The following is a 24,946-nucleotide window of genomic DNA, read 5'->3' on the forward strand; positions in this document are numbered from 1 at the left end:
TCAAACCGCCTAGAACTGCCTCAGGTCGCCCCTTTGCGGGGTCTAAGGCGCATCATAGCCGGAAAAACCGCTGCGGGCTAGTGGGTTTCACCCCCGCCCGCCACTGGGCAAGCGCCCGCCGATCAGGGGCGCGCGCGGGTGCCGCGAATGGGATAGTTCTTTTCGCGCACGAACGTGATGCCGCGCAGCAGCGCGTCCAGATCGGGGCGCGCAAAGGGGGCGTTCGACACGTCGACGATTTGCAGGCTGCCGTCCCCGTTCACCACGAACGTTCCCGGCTCGGCAAAGGGGCGGTCGGTTTCCTGCGGGCTGCGCGGGTCCGAGATGAACAGCCCCAGCTGCGCCATCTGGTCGGGACTAAGATCATAGGCCACCGGCAGTTCAAGCGCCTGTTCTTCCACCATCTTTTGCGCCTTGCCCAAAGGGTCGGCCGACACGGCAATCACCTCGACCTTCTGGTCATAAAAGGCCGACGCCATCTCTTGCAGTTGCGACAGATAGCGTTTGCAGATCGGGCAGTGCAGGCCGCGATAGACGACAACCAACTGCCATTCGTGTCCGTCCAGCGCCTTGCCCAATGTGCGGGTGCGGCCACCAACGGTGTTCAACTGGATTTGCGGAAACGGCGTGCCTGCATCAAGCGTGTTCATGGGGCGGTCCTTTCAGAATTGCGTTGCCCCCTACCTATGCCTTGTGACGCGCGCGTCAAAGCCTGTCAGCGGTTTCTTGACCAGACCCGCACAATCAGGCAGGGCTGCGCGATGCAGATTGACACGTTGATCATAGGCGCCGGTGCGGCCGGCATGATGTGCGCGGCCCATGCGGGCGGGCACACAGGCAAACGCGTGATGATCGTGGATCACGCCAAGGCCCCCGGCGAAAAAATCCGCATCTCGGGCGGCGGGCGGTGCAATTTCACCAATATGTACTGCGACCCGCAGGCGTTTTTGTCTGCAAACCCGCATTTCGCCAAATCGGCGCTGGCGCGGTACACGCAATGGGATTTTATCGACCTGATCGACCGTCACGGCATTGCATGGCACGAAAAAACGCTGGGGCAGTTGTTCTGCGACGGCTCGGCCAAGCAGATCGTGGCGATGCTGACGGGAATGATGGCCGATGCGGGGGTGACGCTGCATTTGCAAACCTCTGTCGGCAATGTTGCAAAGTCCGCGGACGGCTTTGCAGTCGATTTGCAAACTTCTGACGGAGCTTTGCAAATTCAAGCGCAGAACCTGGTTCTGGCCACCGGCGGCAAGTCGATCCCCAAGATGGGGGCCACGGGCCTGTCTTATGACATCGCGCGTCAATTCGGTCTGCCGGTGACCGATACCCGCCCCGGACTTGTCCCCTTCACCTTTGCCGAAGGGCGCTTTGTTCCGCTGGCCGGTGTCGCCGCGCCCGCCCGCATGGTCGCGGATGGCCCCAGCTTTGACGAAGCGGTGCTGTTCACCCACCGTGGCCTGTCCGGCCCTGCGGTGCTGCAAGTGTCCAGCTACTGGCGCGAAGGCGAACAGGTCACGCTGAACCTTGACCCGCAAAACACCATCGCCCCCGCCCTGCGCGCACAACGCCAGCACTACGGGCGGCGCAACCTGACGACGGAACTGTCCACCCATCTGCCGTCGCGGCTGGTCGATTTCATGAAAGACGACTGGGCGCTGACCGGCAACCTGGCCGACCAGTCCGACGCCCGCATCGACGCGCTGGTGGACCGCATCCAGAACTGGCACCTGACCCCCACCGGCACCGAAGGCTATCGCACCGCCGAGGTCACCCTTGGCGGCATCGACACCGACGCGCTGTCGTCCAAAACGATGCAGGCCAAGGACGTTCCGGGCCTCTATGCCATCGGTGAAGCGGTCGATGTCACCGGCTGGCTGGGCGGCTACAATTTTCAGTGGGCGTGGTCGTCAGGCATGGCCGCCGCGCGGGCGATTGCGGCAGGCTAAGCCACCCCCAACCGCGCCTTGACCTCGGTCACGAAATCATCGCCGCGTTTCTCGAAACTGTCGTATTGGTCAAAACTGGCCGCCGCCGGCGCCAACAGCACCGTATCGCCTGCCTCAGCATCCGCCATCGCCGCCGCGACCGCCGATGCCATCGTCCCGCAGACTTGCGTTTCCGCGTCCAGTTGCACGGCAAAAGCCGCCGCCTCGCGTCCGATCACATAGGCCTTTTTCACCGACCCCGACACCGCGTTCAGCGGGTCCAGCCCGCCCTCTTTCTGCAAGCCGCCGCAAATCCATCGGATGTTCTGGAACGCCTCCAGCGCCTTTACCGCGCTGTCCACATTGGTGGCCTTGCTGTCGTTCACGTAAGACACGCCGCCTGCTTCCGCGATCAACTGGCTGCGGTGCGGCAACCCGCCGAAACTGTGAAACGCCGCCTCGATCACGCGCGGGGCCAACCCCAGCGACCGGCAGGCGGCATAGGCCGCACAGGCGTTCTGATGATTGTGCGCACCCGGCAACCCCTTGACGCTGCGCAGGTCGATCGACGCCACCTGCTTGCCCTTGCGGTATTCCGACAGGAAGCCCTTGCGCGCAAAGATGTTCCACCCCGGCCCCGCCAGCTTGGCCGCGACCGAAATGCGGATCACGCGGTCGTCCGTCGGCCCCTCGGCCAGTTGTCCGGCCAGAAACCGGCCCTCGGCCTCGTCCACACCAATCACCGCGCGGTCGGGTCCGCCTTCGGCGAACAGCCGACGCTTGGCGGCGAAATAACCCCCCATGCCGGCGTGCCGGTCCAGATGATCGGGGCTGAGGTTGGTGAACACGGCCACATCCGGCGTCAGGCTGCGCGCCAGATCGGTCTGATAGGATGACAGCTCCAGCACCACCACACCGCCATCGGCGGGCGGGTCGATGTCCAGCACCCCGCGCCCGATGTTGCCCGCAAGCTGGCTGTCGCGCCCCGCTTCGGTCAAAATGTGGTGGATCAGCGCCGAGGTGGTCGATTTGCCGTTCGATCCGGTCACCGCAACCACGCGCGGGACGGTGTCATAGGTGGCCCAGTCGGGCGTTGCAAAGCTTTGGAAAAACAGGCCGATGTCATTGTCCACCGGCACCCCCGCCAACTGCGCGGCCGCGACGATGGCATTGGGCGAGGGGTACAGATGCGGAATGCCCGGGCTGACCACCAGCCGCGCGATGTCGTCGAATGCGCTGGGGTGGTGCAGGTCCTGAACCGCGAACCCTTCGGCTTCGGCCTTGGCCTGTGCGGCGGGGTTGTCATCCCAGCACACCGGCAGCGCACCGCCTGCGGCCAGCGCACGGGCGGCGGACAGGCCGGACCGGCCCAGCCCCAACACCGCCACTTTTGCACCCGCCAAACCCTGTACTGGAATCATCATATCGCCCCTGTTAACTGTGCGCCGCAGAATGGGCGCAATACGCGTCTTTCACAAGCCGGAGTGCCGCGAAATGGCCGATGTTGAATCCATCCTGCGGACGCTGAACAGCGATGCCCGCCAAGGTGACGACTGGGGACAGGTCGCCCAGTACATTCCGCAATTGGCCGACGTGGACCCTGCGCAATTCGCAATCTCGGTCGCGCTGGCCGATGGCCGCCTGCTTGAGGCCGGAGATTGCCATGTGCCCTTTTCGGTCCAGTCGATCACCAAGATTTTTACGCTGGCCATCGCCTTGGGCCGGTCCGGCGACCAGCTTTGGACCCGCGTGGGCCGCGAACCTTCGGGGCGGGCGTTCAATTCGATCGTGCAACTGGAACAGGAAGACGGTCGCCCGCGCAATCCGTTCATCAACGCAGGGGCCATCGTGACCACGGACGAAGTGCTGGGCACACGCACCCCGCGCGAGGCACTGGGGGAAATCATTGCCTTTGTCCGTGCCGCCGCCGGATCGGACGACATCTACATCAACGATGCGGTCGCCGCGTCGGAAACCGCCTATGGCCACCGCAACTTTGCGCTGGCGCATTTTCTGGCGTCCCGTGACAACCTGAACAACAGCCCCGAAAAGGTGCTGGGCACTTATTTCCACCACTGTGCGCTGGAAATGACGACCGGCCAACTGGCGATGGCGGGCCGGTTTCTGGTGGACGGACCCGCGATGCCCAACCTTGTCTCGCCCCGCCGGATCAGACGTCTGAATGCGCTGATGCTGACCTGTGGCCACTACGACGGTTCGGGTGATTTTGCCTATCGTGTCGGCATCCCCGGCAAAAGCGGTGTGGGGGGCGGCATTCTGGCCATTGTGCCCGGACAGGCGTCGATTGCCGTCTGGAGCCCCGGCCTTAACCGCTATGGCAATTCGCACAAGGGCACAGAGGCCCTTGCACAGCTTACAACAGCCATGAACTGGTCGATTTTCTAGGCGGGCGCTTTCAAGCGGTCAGCGCACTTTCAACGTGGCCAGACCGATCATCGCGAGGATCAGCGAGATAATCCAGAACCGGATCACGATCTGCGGCTCGGCCCAGCCCTTTTTCTCGTAGTGATGATGGATCGGTGCCATCAGGAACACGCGCTTGCCGGTGCGTTTGAAATACAGCACCTGGATGATAACGCTCAGCGCCTCGACCACGAACAGACCGCCGACGATGGCCAGCACCAGTTCGTGCTTGGTCGCAACGGCAATGGCCCCCAATGCGCCGCCCAGGGCAAGGCTGCCGGTGTCGCCCATGAACACCGCGGCAGGGGGCGCATTGTACCACAAGAACCCCAAACCGCCGCCGAACAGTCCGGCGGTAAAGATCAGGATTTCGCCGGTGCCCGGCACATAGTGCACGTCCAGATAATCGGTAAAGTCGACGCGGCCCACCGCGTAGGCGATCACGCCCAACGTGCCTGCGGCGATCATCACCGGCATGATCGCCAGCCCGTCCAGCCCGTCGGTCAGGTTGACCGCATTGGCCGACCCCACGATCACGATGATCGAAAACGGCACGAACAGATAGCCCAGATTGATCAGCGTGTCCTTGAACACCGGCAGGGCAAGCTGGTTTTGCAATTCAGCGGGATGGTACAGCGCCGAAACATAGGCCGCGATGCCCGCGATCAGGAACCCCAGCAACAACCGCACCTTGCCCGACACGCCTGCGGTCGTCTGCTTGGACACCTTGGCGTAATCGTCGGCAAAGCCGATGGCGGCAAAGGACATGGTGACAAACAGCACCACCCAGATGAACGGGTTGTCCAGCCGCGCCCACAACAGCGTTGACGTCAGCAGCGCGCCCACGATCAGCAGCCCGCCCATGGTCGGCGTGCCCGCCTTGACGAAATGCCCCTCGGGGCCGTCGTCGCGGATCGGCTGGCCCTTGCCCTGGGTGCGGCGCAGCACGTTGATCAGCGGCTGACCAAAGATAAATCCGAACAGCAATGCCGTCAGAAACGCCCCACCGGCGCGGAAGGTAATATAGCGAAACAGGTTAAAGAAATCGCCACCATCCGACAGCAGGGTCAACCAATACAGCATTTCAGGTATTCCAACTCATGTTTTTTCTGGCCCGAAGCGTGTTCAGGCGTTTTCGACCGGATGGCCCATTTTGCGGATTGCGTCAACGACCAGCGCCAGTTTCATGCTCAGCGACCCTTTGGCCAGCACAACGTCGCCTGCGTCCAGCCGCGCGCGCAGCACCTTGGCCATATCTTCCGAGGTTTCGCACCAGCGGCCGCGCTGGTGTTCGGGCAATGTGTTGTACAGCGCGCGCATCAGCGGGCCGATGCAATGGACGCGGTCCACCTTTTCCATCGCTTCCAGATCGGCCAGACCGGCGTGCAGTTTCTGCGCGTCGTCGCCCAGCTCTTTCATGTCGCCCAGCACCGCGATGCGGCGGCCCTGACGCACGCGGCCCATGCCATTGGTCACCTCGGCAGCCGCCAGCACCTCAAGGGCGGCGGCCATCGACGTGGGGTTGGCGTTATAGCTGTCGTCGATCAGTTCCAGCGTCAGATCACGCTCGACCGGGTCCAGGTAAATCGTCTCGCGCGCGCCGCGCCCCTTGAAGGGGGTCCAGCGGCCCAGACTTTGCGCAGCCAGCGCCAGATCGGCACCCAGTTCGGCGCAGGTGGCCAGCGCCCCCAGCCCGTTCATCGCGAAATGCTGCCCCGCAGTGGCGATCTTGAACACCAGCGGGCTGCCGTCCACCTCGGCTTGCACGATGGTGGTGTCGCTTTGCAGTTTCACATCTTTCAGCACGTAATCAAAGCCATGCCAGCCAAAGCCTACATCCTTGCGTTTCGCATCCAGCGCCTTGGCTTGCAGGATCGCGGCGGTTTCCACGTCGTTGTTCAGGATGGCCGATCCGCCGTATTCCAGCCCGTCGATGATGCTGGCCTTTTCCACCGCAATGCCTGTGATGTCGTCGAATGCCTCAAGGTGTGCGGCAGCGACGGTGGTGATCAGCGCCACGTGCGGGCGCGCCATGCGGGCCAGCGGGGCGATCTCTCCGGGGTGGTTCATGCCGATCTCGATCACCGCATATTCGGTGTCCTGCGGCATCCGCGCCAGCGTCAGCGGCACGCCCCAGTGGTTGTTGTAGCTGGCCACGGACGCATGGGTGCGCCCCTGATCGCCCAGCATCGCCAGCAGCATTTCCTTGGTCGAGGTTTTGCCGACGCTGCCCGTCACCGCCACCACACGCGCACGGGTGCGCGCACGCCCCTTGCGGCCCAGCGCCTCCAGCGCCGTCAGCACGTCAGGTACGATCAACAGCGGCGCGTCGTCGGCCACCCCTTCGGGGACATGGCTGACCAATGCGGCAGCGGCCCCTTTTGCCAGCGCCTGTGCCACGAAATCATGGCCGTCGCGCACGTCTTTCAGCGCCACGAACAAATCGCCCTGTTCCAGCGTGCGGGTGTCGATGGACACGCCGGTCGCCACCCAATCGGTGGTGACGGTGCCGCCCGTGGCCTCGGCGGCATCGGCGGCGGTCCACAGCGGCGTCGTCATGTCAGGCGTCCTTCCAGTGCGGCGACAGCCAGGCTGGCCTGTTCCGCATCGTCAAAGGGCAGCACGTCGTCGCCGACGATCTGCCCGGTTTCATGGCCCTTGCCCGCGATCAGCAGTGCGTCGCCGGGTTCCAGCATATCCACCCCGCGCAGGATCGCCTCGGCGCGGTCGCCGACCTCCATCGCGTCGGGGCAACCGCCCAGCACGGCGGCGCGGATGGTGGCGGGGTCTTCGGAGCGGGGGTTGTCGTCGGTCACGATCACCACGTCGGCATTGGCCGCTGCCGCCGCCCCCATCAGCGGGCGTTTTCCGGCGTCACGGTCGCCGCCCGCCCCCACGATGGCAATCAGGCGGCCCATCACATGCGGGCGCATCGCGGACAGGGCGGTTTCGATGGCATCGGGCGTGTGGGCGTAATCCACAAACACCGCCGCCCCGTTTTCGCGGCTGGCGGCCAGTTGCATCCGTCCCCTGACCGTCACCAGATGCGGCAGCGTGTCGAACACATGCGACGGCTCTGCCCCGCAGGCGATGACCAGACCGGCGGCCAGCGCCACGTTGTCGGCCTGAAAATCCCCGATCAGGTTCAGCCGCGCCTGAAACACCTTGCCCTGATAGACCAGCCTTATGTCCTGCCCCGTGGCGTCCATGCGCTGCCCCGCCAGATGCAAATCACCGCCTGCGCGGCCCACCGTCATCACCTGCTGGCCCCGTGCCTTGGCAATCGCCGCCATATCGACACCGCGTTCGTCGTCGATGTTGATCACGGCGGTGCCGTCCTCGGGCAACACACGGGCGAACAGGCCCGCCTTGGCGTCGAAATAGGCGTCAAAGCTGTGGTGATAGTCCAGATGATCCTGCGTAAAGTTGGTGAAACCCGCGGCCCGCAGCACCACGCCGTCCAGCCGCCGCTGGTCCAGCCCGTGCGACGACGCCTCCATCGCGGCATGGGTGATCCCGCGCGATGCCGCCGCCGCCAGCGTGCGGTGCAGCGTGATCGGTTCCGGCGTGGTATGGGCCAGCGGCGCGGTCCATGCGCCCTCGACGCCGGTGGTGCCCAGATTGATGGCGGACAGGCCCAGTTCAATCCAGATCTGCCGCACAAAGGTGGATACGGATGTTTTCCCATTGGTGCCGGTCACGGCCACCATGACCTGCGGCTGCGCGCCAAAGAACAGCGCGGCGGTGCGCGCCAACGTCTCGCGCGGGGTGTCGGTGACAACCAGTGCGGCACCCGATGCGGCCAGCACATCACGGGCCAGTTCCGCCCCGACCGGATCGGTCAGAATGGCAGAGGCTCCGCGCTGCAAGGCGCCCTCAATGAAACTGGCACCATGCACGCGGCTGCCCGGCATGGCGGCAAACAGCGTGCCCTCGCGGGCCTCGCGGCTGTCAACGCACAGGTTGATCAGCTGCGGATTCGCACCCGACACGGCCATCAGCCCCAGAGAATTCAACGTGATACTGCGGGGCGTGACCATAAGAGATGCCTTTTCGGCTTAGTTGCTGCTGGTCAGCGTTATATCAGCCAGTGTGGTCGGTTCAACGGTTGGTCGCAGACCCAAAAGCGGCGCCAGACGGCGGACCATCTCGGCGGCCACGGGCACGGTGGTCCAACCGGCGGTGCGGCGCGGCTTGTCGCCCGATGTTTCCACCGGCTCGTCCAGCGATACGATCAACACGTATTTGGGGTCGTTGCTCGGGAACATGCTGGCAAAGGTCGAAATGTTGCGATCCTTGTAATAGCCGCCCTGCGGGTTCGGCTTGTCCGCCGAGCCTGTCTTGCCGCCCACCGCATAGCCCGGCACATCGCCAAAGCTGGCGGTGCCCTCGGTCACAACCTTGCGCAACATGGCGCGGGCGGCTTCGGCTGCCTTGGCGCTCATCACCCTTTCGCCCTGCGACGTGCGCCCGTCCTGCTTCAGGATCGTGGGCTTTACGATATAGCCGCCGTTGGCAATCGCGGAATAGGCAGCGGCCAACTGCATGGGCGAGGTCGAGATGCCATGCCCATAGGAAATGGTCACAGCACTCAGCTCGGTCCACTGTTTCGGCAACAAGGGCTTGCCCTGCGCCGCTTCAACGATCTCGAACGGGGTCGATTCAAAAAAGCCCAGCTTTTTCAGGAACTCTTGCTGACGTTCTACCCCGATTTGCAGCGCCAACCGGCCCGAACCGCGGTTGGACGAATGCATGATAATGTCCGTAACGCTGAGCACGCCGTAGTTTTTCGAATGGAATTCGCCAATCGGATAGCCCCCCACCCGCATCGGCGGCGACGTGTCGATCATCGTGTCGGCGGTCACCAGCCCCAGATCCATCGCCTGAACGGCCGCGAAAATCTTGAACACCGACCCCAGTTCGTACACGCCCTGCACCGACCGGTTGTACAGCGGGCTGTCCGACGGGTCGCCGGAAATCGCAGGACGTGGGCGGTTGTTGGGGTCAAAGGTGGGCAACGACACGACCGAAACCACCTCGCCGGTGTGCACGTCCATCAGGATTGATGTGGCGCCCTTGGCGTTCATCAGCTTCATGCCGCCCCACAGCACCCGTTCGGCCGCCGCCTGAACCGTCAGGTCCAGCGACAGCGTCAGCGGTTTGCCCGCATTGTCGGGATCGCGCAGATAGTCGTCAAAAAACTTCTCGACCCCCGCCACGCCGATCACTTCGGCGGCGCTGACGCCTTCCTTGCCAAAGGACGCACCGCCCAGAACATGGGCGGCCAGCGTGCCGTTGGGATACAGCCGCATGTCACGCGGACCGAACATCAGGCCCGGGTCACCGATCTCGTGCACCGCCTGCATTTGCTCGGGGCTCATGGTTTTCTTGATCCACAGGAACTTGCGCTTGCCGGTGAAATCCTTGACCAGACGGTCGTGCTTCAGGTCGGGAAAGATCTGCACCAGCTTTTCAGCGGCCCCCATCGGGTCGATCATATGGGTCGGCTGCGCATACAGTGCGTGCGTTTCAAAGTTGGTGGCCAGCAATTGTCCGTTGCGGTCCACAATATCGGCCCGCGCCGCCGAGATGGACGCCCCCGGCGCATAGGCGCGCGGCTCCATCGGCTCGGAGATCGACAACAGCCCCATGCGCGCGCCCACAACCACAAAGGCGCAGACAAAGAACATGCCCAAAATCAGCAAACGGCTTTCGGCACGCGCCCGCATCCGGTCGCGCATTTCCTCGTGGCGGATGCGCTTGTTCTCGCGCTCGATCGCGTCGGGGTTCTCGCCGTTCGCACGGGCCGGCAGAATGCGCGCCAGCGGGCGCAGGGGAACGCGGATCATTCGCTTGCCTCCATGTTCGAGACATCCACCGGATTGGTGATGGGCAACAGGACCGGCGCAGGCGGATAGGCAACCTGATCAATCATGCCGAACTGTTCGGGGGCCAGCGGCAACAGGCCGAGGCTGTCAAAGTTCACATCCGCAAGGTCGCGCAGCCGGTCGGGACGGTTCAGATAGGCCCATTCGGCCCGCAACACCGCCAGCCGCGCATGGGACTGCTGGATCTGGTGGCGCAGCTTGTCCGTGTCGTTCAACGCCTTTTGTGTCGCGTAATTCTCGCGGTAGGCCCAGAACGCCAACCCGATCACGGTTATCACTGTCAGAATATAAAGAACCGATCGCATTTATTCGAACACTCCTGCCGTGTACGGCATTCCAATGGATTTAGCGTCAATCTGACCTGACGGGACGTCGGTGCGCGTGGCCACCCGCAGCTTGGCCGAGCGCGCGCGCGGGTTGGCGTCGACCTCGTCCGCGTCGGCGGCAATGGCCTTGCGGGTCTTCTGGGTAAACTGCGCCGCTTGCGCCTCGGTCTCGGGGGCATAGCGGTTGGCATTGGCCTGACTGCCGGTGCGCGCGGTCAGAAACCGTTTGACCATGCGGTCCTCGACCGAATGAAAGGTGACCACAGCCAGTTGCCCGCCGGGTTTCAACGCCCGTTCGGCAGCCATAAGCCCCTGATAAAGCTCGCCGTATTCGTTGTTCACCGCAATGCGCAGCGCCTGGAAGCTGCGGGTGGCGGGATGCGACTGGTTCGGCTTGGACCGTGGCAGGCAGGATTCGACAATCTTGGCCAGACGCAGGGTCGTGGTGATCGGCGCGACATCACGCTCCCGCACGATCGCCTTGGCAATGCGGCGGCTGGCGCGTTCTTCACCGTAATGGAACAGCACATTGGCCAGCACCGCCTCGTCTGCGTCATTGACCAGATCGGCCGCCGACGGGCCGTCCTGGCTCATCCGCATGTCCAGCGGTCCGTCGCGCATGAAGGAAAATCCGCGCTCGGCCAGGTCCAGTTGCATCGAGCTGACGCCCAGATCCAGTACAACACCGTCCAGATCCTGTACATATTCGTCCAGTTTCGAAAACACGCCCTGCTGCATGACGATCCGGTCGCCATAGTCGCCGACCCAGCCCGCCGCCATCTCGAAGGCCAGCGGGTCGCGGTCAACCGCGATCACGCGGTCGGCACCCGCCTCAAGCAGCGCACGGGTATAGCCCCCCGCGCCAAAGGTTCCGTCCAGCCATGTCCCGGTGATGGGTGCGCAATGGCGCAGGATGGCGTTGATCAGAACCGGAATATGTGGCCCCCCAGCCATGATTATTCCAACTCCCCGTCCAGATAGACGGACGGATCAACATCCGGATCATAACCGTCACCCTCAAGGTCGTCATGGACCGCATCAAAGGTGTCAGGGTTCCAGATTTCAAAGGTATCGCCCGAGGCTGCAAAGCGGGCCATGTCGGTCAGCCCGATCTTTTCGCGCAGCTTTGCCGACAGGACGATGCGGCCCGTGTCATCGACCACGGTTTCAATGGCTTGCGTCGAATACAGACGCTCCATCGCCTTGCGCTTGGCAGAGCCGCGCGGGTGTTTCGAGATTTTCTCGTCAACCTCGTCCATGGCCTCGATGGTGAAACCTTCAAGGTAGTCGCGGGTCTTGCCGCCATAGACGATGATGATGCGGGGCGGCAGGCCGTCTTTCCATTCGGGATCGGACCCTTCGATCACACGACGAAACGAGGCCGGGATTGACACCCTGCCCTTTGCGTCCACCTTGTGGTCGCTTTCGCCTCTGAACCTGCGTGCCATCTGGCCTGGTCCGTCCCAATGTTGCGCCCGTTATGGTTCGGGCTTTGTGTGTCTCGCGCCCCCGCGAATGTCGTCCCCAGAGCTTGAAATAAAAACGGCGGGTTGATCTGCTGCCACTGATCAACCCGCCGCCTTGTCCCGCTTGGCGGGATGTCCAGCTGCGCGCGCCACCTGGGGGGATGTCTGCTCGCTCGCGCGCCGGATCTTTGGTCTGATGAAAGCGAGGTGCCTGTATGAAACCTGCTAGAGTCTTGTTTGTCTGCGTGGGGTCGTTTGGTGCCCCGTGTCTCGTTCTCATCCGATGAACAATTGATCGCATGGGAATTCATGGGCGGCAATAGTTTTTTATGGGACCAAGCCACAAACTGTGCCCCGCGAGCAAGGTTATACACAACATATTGTGGATAAAAATCGGCGGAATTTAGCTCAATTGGTTTGAATATGAGAAAATAACACAACATCTTGTGCGGCTACCACACTAGGAATGGTCGCCCATAGTTTCCCAAAAAACTTATCCACAGCGCCGCCGGATATCCCATGTTTCCCTTACGTTCTCAAGGGTCAGCGCCCATCGCCCGCTGAATCACCCCCGAATCTGCAAATCACGGCCCTGTGATTCGGAAGTCAGAGGTCATTTCCCAATCTCGTCCCATGATTTCCCACACCACCCGCGCCAGCCCACCCCGATCCCATGAAATCCCGCGGCTTGCGCATGAGATGTAGCGCGACATTGGAAAGTGCAGTGATTTACACAGAAACCTGCAGCAAAGTGTTTTGAGGGATGGTGGGGAGCGGGCGGGGCAGCGCCAGGCGCTCAAGTTCAGACCAGACACTTTAGCAATGACAGCTTGCTAAAACCCTCGCGCCCATAACGGATGCCAATTGCACGGCGGCTATGCGCTTGCGCGATGCAGGCCGCAAACACAGAAATTCACACAACGGTTCAAGATCGCCGCAACAAGATTAACTTTGATCCATGGGATCAGGTTTATGTGTAATCACCGCGTCGTTGACCGCAGGTCCGGCAAACCTGCTCTGGCATGCTTTTGCTCTGCCGCCAACGGTGCAGGCCAAACAGACAGGTTACCCGTGCTAGCTTACGTGCAAGACTTTTCATCGGAACCAATAGTCCTTTTTTCATTTACGCGCGGCGGATTTCCTTCTTCTCATCAAAGCTAAGACAAATGGCTTAGAGAGGCCTGCTCGTGAAAATGTAAATAAGGTTTCGAACGAGCCGTTATGAAGGATAGTAATCAATCCAAGACGTTAAACACGACACTCGCTACGTTATGGGTAGTCTCACATATCAGATGTATAGAAAAGGAGAATTCTTCAAAAAATCACCTTCTTGGCGATTAGTTTTGCCATGACGGTTAAATAATCGGTGTTTGCTAGATTTAGCCGCTTCCCTGAGCGTAATTAAAGCTTCGCCTATAAACAAAAAGACGATTTGGGCCAGGTGTTCACCTGGAAACGCCAGTTCACTGACGTAAAAATCCCTGATCAGCACCTGCGCCCGCGCGCCGCTGCCATCCCGCTGCTTGCCGATCCAATAAGTCGTCTGCACCGCCTCGATCGTGAACGCGGAGCTCTCCTTGACCTCGGGCAGATCATTCAGTGACGGCAAGAACTTTCCCTGACTCGCGGCAAGTTGTTCCGCCATCCTGAAATCATCACGGCTGAACATGGCCGTTGCGGGCATCCTTGCCCTGATCGGGCCAAAGCCTGGGGGCCATACCGATGTTGAAACTGGTGTTGTGATGCCCGCGCATGATGCTGGCGCTTGGCGTGCTGGGCGCGGCTTGCATGTATATAGAGGCAAACCGCGCCCAGGATTAGGCAAGCCTCAGGCCATGCCGCCGTCGATCAACCCCTTGGCGATCTTGGCATAGGCCTGCGCCATCGGTCCGTCGCCCGCGGCTACCGGTGTGCCATTGTCACCGGCCAGCCGCGTTTCCAGATCAATCGGCAAGGCCCCCAGCAGCGGCACACCCATCTTCTGCGCTTCGGTCGCCACGCCACCGGTGCCGAAAATCTCGTGCTGCGCGCCGCAGTCGGGGCAGATGAACATCGACATGTTTTCAATCAGCCCCAGCACAGGGGTTTTCAGCGTCTTGAACATGTCCAGCGCCTTGCGTGCATCAATCAGCGCCACGTCCTGCGGCGTGCTGACCACGATGGCCCCGGTCAGTTCGGATTTGGTGCACAGGGTCAGTTGAACATCGCCGGTGCCCGGCGGCAGATCGACCAGCAGCACGTCCAGCTCGCCCCACTGCACCTGCCCCAGCATCTGTTGCAGCGCGCCCATCAGCATCGGGCCCCGCCAGACCACGGCCTTGCCCTCTTCCATCATGAAACCGATCGACATCAGCGTAACGCCATGCGCGTGCAGTGGGATGATCGTCTTGCCGTCGGGCGATGCGGGGCGTTTGTTCACCCCCATCATGCGCGGCTGCGAGGGTCCGTAAATATCGGCATCCAGCAGCCCCACCTTGCGGCCCTGTTTGGCCAGCGCCACGGCCAGGTTCGACGACACGGTGGATTTGCCCACACCGCCCTTGCCCGAGCCAATGGCCAGAATGCGCTGAACCCCCGACGGCTTGGTCGGGCCGTCCTGCGGCTTGGGGTGGCCGCCGATCTTCAGGCTGGGCGGCGGTGTCGCGGGTTTGGCGGCGGGGCCGTGGGCGGTCAGGGCCACCTGCACGCTGTCCACGCCCGACACGGCGGCCACGGCAGCTTGCGCCGCTTCGCGGACCGGCCCCATGGCCTGCGCGGCCTCGGGCGTCGGTGCCTCGATGACAAAGCGCACGGCGCTGCCGTCGATCTGGATGGCACGAATCAAATCGCGGCTGATCAGGTCGCCGCCATCGGGCAAGGCGACTCGTTTCAGCGCGGCGGTGATCAGATCGTTTGTAAGTGTCATGTCATACCTCTTTTCACAGCCATTGTTGTGGCAGTTGCCGCCGCAGGTGCAACCCCTAACGGCGGTTTGCACAAGGCTTGGGCGCTTTGCAAAAATAGGTCAGTGCCCCCTATGCATTTGCTGCATGGCAGCATTGTTGATACGTCTATTGTGCAGGCGCAGCATTTCACTAAATTGAAGTCAACACGAACGCAAACGAACGCAAAACAAACATCCGAGGCACCGACGAACATGGCCTATCTGAACCAGACAACCACATACGCAAGCCTGACCGAGCGTCTGCTGGCAACCACAGCACGCCTGCTGGACGCCGCTGCGGCACGTCAGGCAAAACGCGCGGTCTACCGCACAACATTCAACGAGCTGGCAAGCCTGGGTGATCGCGATCTCGCTGATCTCGGCCTGCACCGCTCGCAAATCCGCCGGATTGCCACCGAGGCAGCCTACGGCGACAAGTAATACGAGTTCGGGCATTTTCACCTCCTCCCGGAAATGTCCGTCACGACGCGGCGGTATCTCTCCTCCTCCCTGATGCCGCCGCACCTTTTCCCCGATCAAACGGGGATACGACATCGCTGCCGGTCTTTCCTCCTCCCTGACCTGCGCAGTGACTAACGCGGCGACACCGCTCCTCCCTCAGGTGTCGCCGCACAGGATACCCCGGTCAAACGGGGGTTTGGATCGCCACTTGGGTCTCTCCTCCTCCCTGACCCGGTGGTGAACTAGGCGGCGGCCCTTCCTCCCAAGTGCCGCCGCACCTTCTACCCCGGTCAAACGGGGATACGGATCGCCACCTGGCCTCTCCTCCTCCCTGGCCCGGTGGTGAAAATACGCGGCGGTCTCTCCTCCCAGATCCCGTCGCACCCTAAAATTGTCGGGCCTCTCCTCCTCCCTGGTCCCGGCAATTGCAAAGGCGGCGGTCCCATCCTCCCGGGGCCGCCGTTTTTTTATGTTTGTGAGGGGGTTCGGAATGTGGTGTCGGCGCGCGGCGCGATTGGTCGCTGTGCGGGACGAAGCTGCCGTTAGAAATGGAATGCGAAGCCGCGCATCGTCGGGCCGTGGTGCGGCGATCCTGCTTCTGTGACTGGCACTTTATGGCAGCCAAGCACATCCAACCTGTCCGTCACGCGCAACAGCAACCAAATCGCCGTGCCGTGGGGCGGCCCGGCGATGCGCGGCGGCCTTCGGCCTTGATTCCGCGCGGGGGAAAGAGGAACAGGCTCGAACCGGACATTCAGAGCAAATCGCCCTAAGGGCTGCTTTGAGCCCCAAGGAGAGCAGACCTGTCGATCGGTTTCCCCAACCAAATCGCTTGTCGAAAACCACTGCTGGCTCACGCTGACAACAGGTGAGGGTTACGCAGTGCCAAACCGCTTAATGCACCATCCGACGCCCCGCAGCCCCACCCCGGCGCTGTGGCGTCGGAATGTGATGCGTCGCCGCTGCGATATGATCCAGAAAAGCGCTGACCGCAGGGCCGGGGTTGTCATCCTCCCAATGCGCCAGCACATCGCGCGCCGCCTGTCTGGGCCGCACGTCCTGCGGCAGGGTAAACACCCATTCCAGAAACCCCGCCCGCGCCGCCGCATCGCCGTCGGCACCGGCATTGTCCAGATCGGCAAGCCCTGCCACGATCCTTGAAAACATCTGTCGTCCTTTCCCGTCACGCCCCGTGACGTATTCCATTGGACGGATGGTTCGGGAAGGGCAGCACGGGAACAGACCTGTGCACAGCCGCCTCCATCGCCACCCGCGATTCACGTAACACCAAGGCTGGTTTCCGGGCTTGGGGCGGGCGGCCTTGCGGCCTGCGACGGGCACCTTCCCGGGGACTGTCCCCAGTGGCCTTGCCCGTTGCATCCCACCCTCACCGTTGCGGGGGCAGCGCCGGCATCTCACCGGCTTCCCAATTCTCCGCCCGTGGGCGGCACCTTGGACGTTCAGATTAGAAGTGCAGCCGATTCACAGCAAGTGCAAAGACGGCAGCAAGCGGCTGTTTGCGACGTGCCCTGGGGTCATGCCCTAAAACGGAATATCGTCGGTGCCGGTGATGAACTTTGACACGACCTTTTTCAGCCCCGCCTTTTCAAACGCGATCTCCAGCTTGTCGCCCTCGATCCCGACAACCGCGCCATAGCCGAACTTCTGGTGGAACACCCGTTCACCGACGGTAAAGCTGCTGACGGCGCTGGCGTCGATGGTGGTGTTGCGGCTTTCGCGGGGCTGGCTGACCGACCGGTCCTGACTGCGCGCCTGCAACCGCCGCCATCCGGGCGAGTTGTAGACATTGGCATCGGCCGCAGCATCGTGCAGGCGGGATTTGACCTCGGCCATGCCGGCCGCACCGTAATTGCCACCGTGCAGCCCCGGCGGGGTCAGCACATCGACGTGGTCGGCGGGCAATTCGTCGATAAACCGCGACGGCAGGGCCGACTGCCACTGACCGAACACGAACCGGTTCGACACGAACGAAATCGTGCACACTTCCTCGGCGCGGGTGATGCCGACATAGGCCAGCCGCCGCTCTTCCTCCAACCCCTTCAGCCCGCTTTCATCCATTGACCGTTGCGAGGGGAACAGGCCGTCCTCCCAGCCGGGCAGGAACACCATGGGAAATTCCAGCCCCTTGGCCGCGTGCAGGGTCATGATGCTGACCTTGGCGCCCTCGCCTTCCTGCTCGTTGTCCATGATCAGGCTAACGTGCTCCAGAAACCCTTGCAGGTTCTCGAAATTGTGCAGCTGGTTGATCAGCTCCTTGAGGTTCTCCAGCCGCCCCGGTGCCTCGGGTGTCTTGTCGTTCTGCCAGTGGGCGGTATAGCCGCTGTCGTCCAGAATCACCTCGGCCAGTTCGATGTGGGTATAGTCCGGCGCGGTGTCGGTTTCGGTGTCCACCACGCTGTCGTCATCGTCCAGAACGCGGGTGCCGTTCGACCGCAGCATCGCGGACCAACGGTCGATACCCTCGACCAGCTTGCGCAGCTCGGCACCCCCCTTGCCCTTAATCAGCCCTTGTTCAACCGCAATCCGCGCGCCTTCGACCAGGTTCACACCATTGGCCCGCGCCGTGATCTGGATCGTCTGCTGCGCCTTGTCGCCAAGGCCGCGCTTGGGCGTGTTGACGATACGTTCAAACGCCAGATCATTGTCCGGCGACACCACGACACGGAAATAGGCCATCGCATCGCGGATTTCCAAACGCTCGTAAAAGCGCGGGCCACCGATCACGCGGTAGGGCAGCCCGATGGTCAGGAACCGGTCCTCGAAGGCGCGCATCTGGTGCGAAGCACGGACCAGGATCGCCATCTCGTCCAGGTTCATCGCCCGCAGGCCACGGGTGCCACGCTGCGCCGCCTCGATCTCCTCACCGATCCAGCGGGCCTCTTCCTCGCCGTCCCAATGGCCGATCAGGCGCACCATCTCGCCCTCGGTCTCTTCGGTCCACAACGTCTTGCCCAGCCGGTCCGAGTTGCCCGCAATCACGCCAGACGCTGCCGCCAGAATATGCGGGGTCGAGCGGTAGTTCTGTTCCAGCCGCACCACATGCGCGCCGGGAAAATCCTTTTCAAACCGCAGGATGTTGCCCACCTCGGCCCCGCGCCAGCCATAGATCGACTGGTCGTCGTCGCCCACGCAACAGATGTTCTTGTGCCCGCCCGCCAGCAGCCGCAGCCAAAGGTACTGGGCGACGTTGGTGTCCTGATATTCGTCCACAAGGATGTATTTGAACCAGCGTTGATACTGTTCCAGCACATCGGGGTGCTTTTGAAAGATCGTGACCATGTGCAACAGCAGGTCACCGAAATCCGTGGCGTTCAGGTCGATCAGCCGGCGCTGGTATTGCGCGTACAGCTCGACACCCTTGTGATTGTAGGCCCCCGCATCCGCCGCCGGGATCTTGTCCGGCGTCAGCGCGCGGTTTTTCCATGCATCAATGACCCCGGCCAGTTGCCGCGCGGGCCAGCGTTTGTCGTCAATGCCCGCCGCACTGACCAGTTGTTTCAACAGACGCAACTGGTCGTCCGTGTCCAGAATGGTAAAGTTCGACTTCAACCCCACCAGTTCCGCGTGCCGCCGCAGCAGCTTGACGCAGATGGCGTGGAAAGTGCCCAGCCACGGCATGCCTTCGATCTGCTGGCCCAGCATCTGGCCCACGCGGTTCTTCATCTCGCGCGCGGCCTTGTTGGTAAAGGTCACGGCCAGCACCTCGTTCGGGCGTGCGCGTCCCGTCATCAGCAAATGGACGATTCGCGCCGTCAACGCGCGGGTCTTGCCGGTGCCCGCCCCTGCCAGCATCAGCACTGGGCCGTCCATCTGTTCGACAGCGGCCCGTTGCGCAGGGTTCAACCCGTCCAGATAGGGTTGCGGGCGCGCGGCCATGGCGCGGGCGGACAGCGAAGCGCCTTCAAAGGCGTCCATTTCATCGAAACTGCTCATGTGGCCCGATATACAGGTCCCGCGTCCCGAGGGAAAGGGTGTTCCACGGATGTTCTCATTGCAGACCCCGCACGGAACGCCCCGCCTGCACGGACGCCCTGTCCGGCTTTGTTCCGTCCCGACCGCTATGGGCGCGCCTGTCAAATGCCCCGATCTGCGTCAGCCCTGCTGAGTCTGTGCGCTAACATGTCAGAGAGCAGACCGGATGCGCCGCAAACGCGCCGCTGAGCGGTGTCATTGGGTTGTAACAGTCGCATAATTTGACCTACACCCTGCGTGAACACCATCAGGTCGTTACTTACATAAGGATGTCCACCTTGACTGAGTTCTCCAAAATTCTCATCGCCAACCGTGGTGAAATCGCCATCCGCATCATGCGGGCCGCCAACGAGATGGGCAAAAAGACGGTGGCCGTCTTTGCCGAAGAGGACAAGCTGGGGCTGCACCGGTTCAAGGCGGACGAAGCTTATCGCATTGGCGAAGGCATGGGGCCGGTCGCGGCCTATCTGAGCATCGAGGAAATCATCCGCGTGGCCCGCATGTCGGGTGCCGACGCGATCCACCCCGGGTACGGCCTGCTGTCGGAAAACCCCGATTTCGTCGATGCCTGCGACGCGGCGGGCATCACCTTTATCGGTCCCAAGGCCGAAACCATGCGCGCCCTGGGCGACAAGGCCAGCGCGCGGCGTGTGGCGGTCGAGGCCGGTGTGCCGGTGATCCCTGCGACCGAAGTGCTGGGCACCGATATGGACGCGATCCGCACCGAGGCTGCCGAGGTCGGCTATCCGCTGATGCTGAAAGCGTCCTGGGGCGGCGGTGGTCGGGGCATGCGTCCGATCAACGGCCCCGACGAGCTGGAAGAAAAGGTGCTGGAAGGCCGCCGCGAGGCCGAGGCCGCCTTTGGCAACGGCGAGGGCTATCTGGAAAAGATGATCCTGCGCGCCCGCCACGTCGAGGTGCAGATCCTGGGCGACAAACATGGCGGCATGTACCACCTGTTTGAACGCGACTGTTCCGTGCAGCGGCGCAACCAGAAGGTCGTGGAGCGTGCCCCTGCCCCCTACCTGACACCCGAGCAGCGCGAGGAGATCTGCGCGCTTGGCTACAAGATCTGCAAACACGTGAATTACGAATGCGCCGGCACCGTCGAATTCCTGATGGATATGGACGACGGCCAGTTCTATTTCATCGAAGTGAACCCGCGCGTGCAGGTGGAACACACCGTCACCGAAGAAGTCACCGGCATCGACATCGTGCGCGCCCAGATCCTGATCGCCGAGGGCAAGAGCATCGCCGACGCCACCGGCAAGGACAGCCAGTCGGACGTGACCCTGAACGGCCACGCCCTGCAAACCCGGATCACCACCGAGGACCCGCAGAACAACTTTATCCCCGACTATGGCCGCATCACCGCCTATCGGTCGGCCACGGGTCTGGGCATCCGTCTGGACGGCGGCACGGCTTACGCGGGCGGCGTCATCACCCGCTATTACGACAGCCTGCTGACCAAGGTGACAGCCAAGGCACCGACGCCCGAGATGGCCATCGCCCGCATGGACCGCGCCCTGCGCGAATTCCGTATTCGCGGTGTCAGCACCAACATCGCCTTCGTCGAAAACCTGCTGAAGCACCCGACCTTCCTCGATTACAGCTATACCACCAAGTTCATCGACACGACGCCCGAGCTGTTCCAGTTCTCGCGCCGCCGCGACCGGGGCACCAAGGTGCTGACCTATATCGCGGACATCACCGTGAACGGCCACCCCGAGACCAAGGACCGCCCCCTGCCCGCCAACGTGCGCGCGCCGAAACCGCCAGTGCCCGCGCAGGAACCCAGCATGGGCACCCGCAACATGCTGGAGCAAAAGGGCGCGCAGGCCGTCGCCGATTGGATGAAGGCGCAAAAGCAACTGCTGCTGACCGACACAACCATGCGCGACGGGCACCAGTCCTTGCTGGCCACGCGGATGCGCTCGATCGACATGATCAAGGCGGCCCCCGCCTATGCGGCAAACCTGCCGCAACTGTTCAGCGTCGAATGCTGGGGCGGTGCGACCTTCGATGTGGCCTATCGTTTCTTGCAGGAATGCCCGTGGCAACGCCTGCGCGACCTGCGCGCGCGGATGCCCAACGTGATGACGCAAATGCTGCTGCGCGGCTCGAACGGGGTGGGCTACACCAACTATCCCGACAACGTGGTGCAGTTCTTTGTGAAACAGGCCGCTGACAGCGGTGTTGACGTGTTCCGCGTGTTCGACAGCCTGAACTGGGTGGAAAACATGCGCGTGGCGATGGACGCAGTGGTCGACAGCGGCAAGATCTGCGAAGGCACCATTTGCTACACCGGCGACATGCTGAACCCCGACCGCGCCAAATACGACCTGAAGTATTACGTGCAGATGGGTCAGGACCTGAAAGATGCAGGCGCGCATATTCTGGGCCTGAAGGACATGGCGGGCCTGCTGAAACCCGCCGCGGCCAAGGCGCTGATCCATGCGCTGAAACAAGAGGTCGGCCTGCCGATCCACTTCCACACGCACGACACGTCGGGTGCGGCGGCAGCCACGGTGATGGCGGCGGCGGATGCGGGTGTGGACGCGGTCGACGCGGCGATGGACGCGTTTTCGGGCGGCACCTCGCAGCCCTGCCTTGGCTCGATCGTCGAGGCACTGCGCAACACACCGCGCGACACCGGGCTGGACATGGCCGCCGTGCGCGAAATGTCGGACTATTGGGAAGGCGTGCGCGCGCAATACGCCGCGTTTGAGTCCGGCCTGATGGCCCCCGCCTCCGAGGTTTACCTGCACGAAATGCCCGGCGGGCAGTTCACCAACCTCAAGGCGCAGGCGCGCTCGCTGGGGCTAGAAGACCGCTGGCACGAGGTGGCGCAGACCTATGCGGATGTGAACCAGATGTTCGGTGACATCGTGAAGGTCACGCCGTCGTCCAAGGTCGTCGGCGACATGGCCCTGATGATGGTGAGCCAAGGCCTGACCCGCGCGCAGGTCGAAGACCCCAAGGCCGACGTGGCCTTTCCCGACAGCGTCGTGGACATGATGCGCGGCAACCTGGGCCAGCCTCCGGGCGGCTTCCCCGCAGGCATCCAGAAAAAGGTGCTGAAAGGCGAAGCGCCGTCAACCGACCGGCCGGGCAAGCATCTGGACCCCGTGGACATCGCAGCGACCCGCGCGCAAGTGACCGAAGAGCTGGAAGGCAAGACCATCGACGACGAGGATCTGGCAGGCTACCTGATGTATCCGAAGGTCTTCATGGACTATATGGGCCGCCACCGCAGCTATGGCCCCGTGCGCACCCTGCCCACGCACACGTTCTTTTACGGGATGGCCCCCGGCGAAGAAATCAGCGTGGAGATTGACCCCGGAAAGACGATGGAAATCCGCCTGCAAGCGGTGGGCGACACCGGTGAGGACGGCGAGGTCAAGGTGTTCTTTGAACTGAACGGCCAGCCGCGCGTGATCCGCGTGCCGAACCGCATGGTCAAATCCACCACCCAACAGCGCCCCAAGGCGGAACTGGGCAACACCAACCACATCGGCGCGCCGATGCCGGGCGTGGTGGCCACCGTGGCCACGTCGGTGGGCGCGCAGGTCAAAGAAGGCGACCTGCTGCTGACCATCGAAGCGATGAAGATGGAAACCGGCATCCACGCCGAACGCGACGCCACGGTCAAGGCGGTCAACGTCCAGCCGGGCAGTCAGATCGACGCCAAGGATCTGCTGATCGAGCTGGAGTGAGGCGACACGACGCCAATCCCCTCTGTCCGATCCGTCGGGCAGAGGGAACAAGGGAATCAGCCATGCAACACCTCGCCCTGATCGCGCTGCTGGTCCCCGACTATGACGCAGGCATCGCCTTCTACGTCGACCGGATGGGATTCGACCTGCTGGAAGACACCGACATGGGCGGCGGCAAACGTTGGGTGCGCGTGGCCCCTGCGGGGGCACAAACCGCGTTCCTGCTGGCGCGTGCGGTGGGCACACGCCAGACAGATGCCATCGGCAACCAGGGCGGCGGACGTGTCTGGCTGTTTTTGCAAACCGACGACTTCGCCGCCGATCATGCGCGCCTGCTGGCCGCCGGTGTCACGTTCGAGGAATCACCGCGCCACGAGCCTTATGGCACCGTCGCCGTCATGCAGGACATTTTTGGCAACCGCTGGGACCTGATCCAGTTCGCAAATCCCACGGCCTGACCCCGCCCCCTGCGACAAGATGAACTTTTTTTGACGAACCTCAATTTTCCACTTGCAGCCGGATGCCCGCGTTTGTAGATCAGCCCTACCAAAAGGAAGCGGGCGTAGCTCAGGGGTAGAGCATAACCTTGCCAAGGTTAGGGTCGGGCGTTCGAATCGCCTCGCCCGCTCCAATTTGGTCCTGCCCACCCACGCAGGAAACAGACAAGGCCGCCTTCGGGCGGCCTTGCTGCGTTTCGGGGGGTCGGTTTTATCCTCTGGCCGCGCCCCATTGCCCTTGCCGGAACAGCGCTCCGCCGGTAAGAACGAAGAAAGAACACATATCACGCGGTGCGCGGGCTCTTGATCCTTGGGGTCCGACCCGGTTTTATGTGTGCAAAAAGGGCGGTCGACATGCTGACATCTGTAGAACTTTGCGCCGGTGCGGGCGGTCAGGCCCTGGGGCTGGAGCGCGCGGGCTTTGCCCATACGGCGCTGGTCGAGATCGACAAACATTGCTGCAACACCCTGCGCCACAACCGCCCCGAATGGAACGTTCTGGAAGAGGACATGCGCCTGTTCAAGGAACGCGCGTCCGATTATCGCGGCATGGACCTGCTGGCCGGTGGCCTGCCCTGCCCGCCGTTTTCCGTGGCCGGCAAGCAACTGGGCGAACAGGACGAACGCAACCTGTTCAATGACGCGCTGGACATCGTGGCCGATGCCCGCCCCCGCGCGGTGATGATCGAAAACGTGCGCGGGTTTCTGGATGCGGTGTTTCACGACTACCGCGAAAAACTGAAAACCCAGCTTGATAAAATGGGGTACAAGACCGACTGGCGGCTGCTGAACGCATCCGACTACGGCGTGCCGCAGCTTCGGCCCCGCGTGGTGATTGTCGCCGTGCAAAAAGAACGCGCCGATTTCTTCGACTGGCCCGATCCGCAGCCGCACAACCCGCCCACCGTGGGGGAAACCCTGCGCGACCTGATGGCGGCGGGCGGCTGGCGCGGGGCCGATGACTGGGCCGCCAAGGCGGACGAGATTGCCCCGACCATCGTCGGCGGATCAAAGAAACACGGCGGCCCCGACCTTGGCCCCACCCGCGCGCGCGCCGCATGGGCCACGCTGGGCGTCGAGGGGCGCACCATCGCACCCGAAGCGCCCGATGCCCTGCATCAGGGAATGCCCCGCCTGACCGTGCCCATGGTGGCGCGCATTCAGGGCTTTCCCGACGACTGGCACTTTACCGGCGCGAAAACCAACGCTTACCGGCAGGTCGGCAACGCCTTTCCGCCGCCCGTGGCACACGCCGTGTCGACCCAGATCGCCAAGGCCCTGCGCAAACGTGTGCTGCGCGCGGTGGCGGGCTGACGGTGC

20 protein-coding genes, 1 tRNA gene and 1 riboswitch are annotated in these 24,946 nt (G+C 62.9%); of the genes, 7 read left to right on the forward strand and 14 right to left on the reverse strand.

What is annotated here, in order from left to right; all coding sequences use genetic code 11:
* Positions 1–122 precede the first annotated feature (122 nt).
* Entirely contained in the window at positions 123–650 is a 528-nt protein-coding gene (locus AAC077_RS06325) for a redoxin domain-containing protein (RefSeq protein ID WP_339767652.1), read from the reverse strand.
* A gap of 111 nt (positions 651–761) precedes the next feature.
* On the opposite strand from AAC077_RS06325, the gene AAC077_RS06330 reads away from it, so the two are divergent.
* Positions 762–1,952 carry an NAD(P)/FAD-dependent oxidoreductase gene (locus AAC077_RS06330; RefSeq protein WP_339767654.1) on the forward strand — a complete coding sequence of 397 codons (1,191 nt, stop codon included), beginning with the start codon at positions 762–764 and terminating at the stop codon, positions 1,950–1,952.
* On the opposite strand, the gene murD is transcribed toward AAC077_RS06330, so the two are convergent.
* Complete coding sequence (murD, locus tag AAC077_RS06335; RefSeq protein ID WP_339767977.1) at positions 1,949–3,352, reverse strand: UDP-N-acetylmuramoyl-L-alanine--D-glutamate ligase; 1,404 nt, start codon at positions 3,350–3,352, stop codon at positions 1,949–1,951. The two genes, AAC077_RS06330 and murD, sit on opposite strands and share 4 nt — an antisense overlap.
* A 73-nt stretch (positions 3,353–3,425) precedes the next feature.
* Between murD and AAC077_RS06340 the strand changes: the two genes are divergently transcribed.
* Positions 3,426–4,337 (forward strand): glutaminase, encoded by a 912-nt coding sequence (locus tag AAC077_RS06340; protein WP_339767656.1) that lies wholly within the window; start codon positions 3,426–3,428, stop codon positions 4,335–4,337.
* Between the two features lie 18 nt (positions 4,338–4,355).
* Here the strand turns inward: AAC077_RS06340 and mraY are convergent, their stop codons facing one another.
* From mraY to AAC077_RS06390, 10 genes are all read right to left on the reverse strand, one after another.
* Positions 4,356–5,438 carry a phospho-N-acetylmuramoyl-pentapeptide-transferase gene (gene mraY / locus AAC077_RS06345; protein WP_339767658.1) on the reverse strand — a complete coding sequence of 361 codons (1,083 nt, stop codon included), beginning with the start codon at positions 5,436–5,438 and terminating at the stop codon, positions 4,356–4,358.
* 42 nt (positions 5,439–5,480) lie between these two features.
* Positions 5,481–6,914, reverse strand: coding sequence for a UDP-N-acetylmuramoyl-tripeptide--D-alanyl-D-alanine ligase (gene murF / locus AAC077_RS06350; RefSeq protein ID WP_339767660.1), 1,434 nt, complete (start codon positions 6,912–6,914; stop codon positions 5,481–5,483).
* The gene (locus AAC077_RS06355; protein ID WP_339767662.1) at positions 6,911–8,395 is read right to left on the reverse strand and encodes a UDP-N-acetylmuramoyl-L-alanyl-D-glutamate--2,6-diaminopimelate ligase; all 1,485 of its coding nucleotides are present in this window, start codon (positions 8,393–8,395) and stop codon (positions 6,911–6,913) included. Before AAC077_RS06355 ends, murF begins: the two co-directional genes overlap by 4 nt.
* Before the next feature lie 18 nt (positions 8,396–8,413).
* Positions 8,414–10,204, reverse strand: coding sequence for a penicillin-binding protein 2 (locus AAC077_RS06360; RefSeq protein WP_339767664.1), 1,791 nt, complete (start codon positions 10,202–10,204; stop codon positions 8,414–8,416).
* Complete coding sequence (locus AAC077_RS06365; RefSeq protein ID WP_339767666.1) at positions 10,201–10,548, reverse strand: cell division protein FtsL; 348 nt, start codon at positions 10,546–10,548, stop codon at positions 10,201–10,203. Before AAC077_RS06365 ends, AAC077_RS06360 begins: the two co-directional genes overlap by 4 nt.
* The gene (rsmH, locus tag AAC077_RS06370; protein WP_339767667.1) at positions 10,549–11,523 is read right to left on the reverse strand and encodes a 16S rRNA (cytosine(1402)-N(4))-methyltransferase RsmH; all 975 of its coding nucleotides are present in this window, start codon (positions 11,521–11,523) and stop codon (positions 10,549–10,551) included.
* A 2-nt stretch (positions 11,524–11,525) separates the two neighbouring features.
* A complete protein-coding gene (gene mraZ / locus AAC077_RS06375; RefSeq protein ID WP_339767669.1) occupies positions 11,526–12,017 on the reverse strand; it encodes a division/cell wall cluster transcriptional repressor MraZ in 492 nt (163 codons plus the stop codon).
* A gap of 1,306 nt (positions 12,018–13,323) precedes the next feature.
* Complete coding sequence (locus AAC077_RS06380; protein WP_339767671.1) at positions 13,324–13,704, reverse strand: hypothetical protein; 381 nt, start codon at positions 13,702–13,704, stop codon at positions 13,324–13,326.
* Positions 13,691–13,825 (reverse strand): hypothetical protein, encoded by a 135-nt coding sequence (locus AAC077_RS06385; protein ID WP_339767673.1) that lies wholly within the window; start codon positions 13,823–13,825, stop codon positions 13,691–13,693. The genes AAC077_RS06380 and AAC077_RS06385 overlap by 14 nt, the downstream gene beginning before the upstream one ends.
* 38 nt (positions 13,826–13,863) lie before the next feature.
* Positions 13,864–14,940, reverse strand: a complete 1,077-nt coding sequence (locus tag AAC077_RS06390) for an Mrp/NBP35 family ATP-binding protein (RefSeq protein WP_339767674.1) — start codon at positions 14,938–14,940, stop codon at positions 13,864–13,866.
* A gap of 111 nt (positions 14,941–15,051) precedes the next feature.
* On the opposite strand from AAC077_RS06390, the gene AAC077_RS06395 reads away from it, so the two are divergent.
* The gene (locus AAC077_RS06395) at positions 15,052–15,399 is read left to right on the forward strand and encodes a DUF1127 domain-containing protein (RefSeq protein WP_339767675.1); all 348 of its coding nucleotides are present in this window, start codon (positions 15,052–15,054) and stop codon (positions 15,397–15,399) included.
* A gap of 915 nt (positions 15,400–16,314) precedes the next feature.
* On the opposite strand, the gene AAC077_RS06400 is transcribed toward AAC077_RS06395, so the two are convergent.
* Complete coding sequence (locus AAC077_RS06400; RefSeq protein ID WP_339767676.1) at positions 16,315–16,587, reverse strand: hypothetical protein; 273 nt, start codon at positions 16,585–16,587, stop codon at positions 16,315–16,317.
* Between the two features lie 106 nt (positions 16,588–16,693).
* Positions 16,694–16,890, reverse strand: a riboswitch (cobalamin riboswitch).
* Positions 16,891–16,962: 72 nt separating this feature from the next.
* Complete coding sequence (locus AAC077_RS06405; protein ID WP_339767678.1) at positions 16,963–19,374, reverse strand: UvrD-helicase domain-containing protein; 2,412 nt, start codon at positions 19,372–19,374, stop codon at positions 16,963–16,965.
* A gap of 317 nt (positions 19,375–19,691) precedes the next feature.
* Between AAC077_RS06405 and AAC077_RS06410 the strand changes: the two genes are divergently transcribed.
* The 4 genes from AAC077_RS06410 to AAC077_RS06425 all read left to right on the forward strand — a co-directional run bounded on the left by AAC077_RS06410 (position 19,692) and on the right by AAC077_RS06425 (position 24,940).
* The gene (locus tag AAC077_RS06410; protein WP_339767681.1) at positions 19,692–23,129 is read left to right on the forward strand and encodes a pyruvate carboxylase; all 3,438 of its coding nucleotides are present in this window, start codon (positions 19,692–19,694) and stop codon (positions 23,127–23,129) included.
* A 62-nt stretch (positions 23,130–23,191) separates the two neighbouring features.
* A complete protein-coding gene (locus AAC077_RS06415) occupies positions 23,192–23,587 on the forward strand; it encodes a VOC family protein (protein ID WP_339767683.1) in 396 nt (131 codons plus the stop codon).
* Between the two features lie 98 nt (positions 23,588–23,685).
* Positions 23,686–23,760 (forward strand) — tRNA-Gly (locus AAC077_RS06420).
* Positions 23,761–23,980: 220 nt separating this feature from the next.
* Positions 23,981–24,940, forward strand: a complete 960-nt coding sequence (locus AAC077_RS06425) for a DNA cytosine methyltransferase (RefSeq protein ID WP_339767684.1) — start codon at positions 23,981–23,983, stop codon at positions 24,938–24,940.
* The last annotated feature ends 6 nt before the right edge of the window (positions 24,941–24,946 follow it).

Origin of the sequence: uncultured Pseudosulfitobacter sp. (genome assembly GCF_963976325.1) — a bacterium.
GTDB lineage: Bacteria > Pseudomonadota > Alphaproteobacteria > Rhodobacterales > Rhodobacteraceae > Pseudosulfitobacter.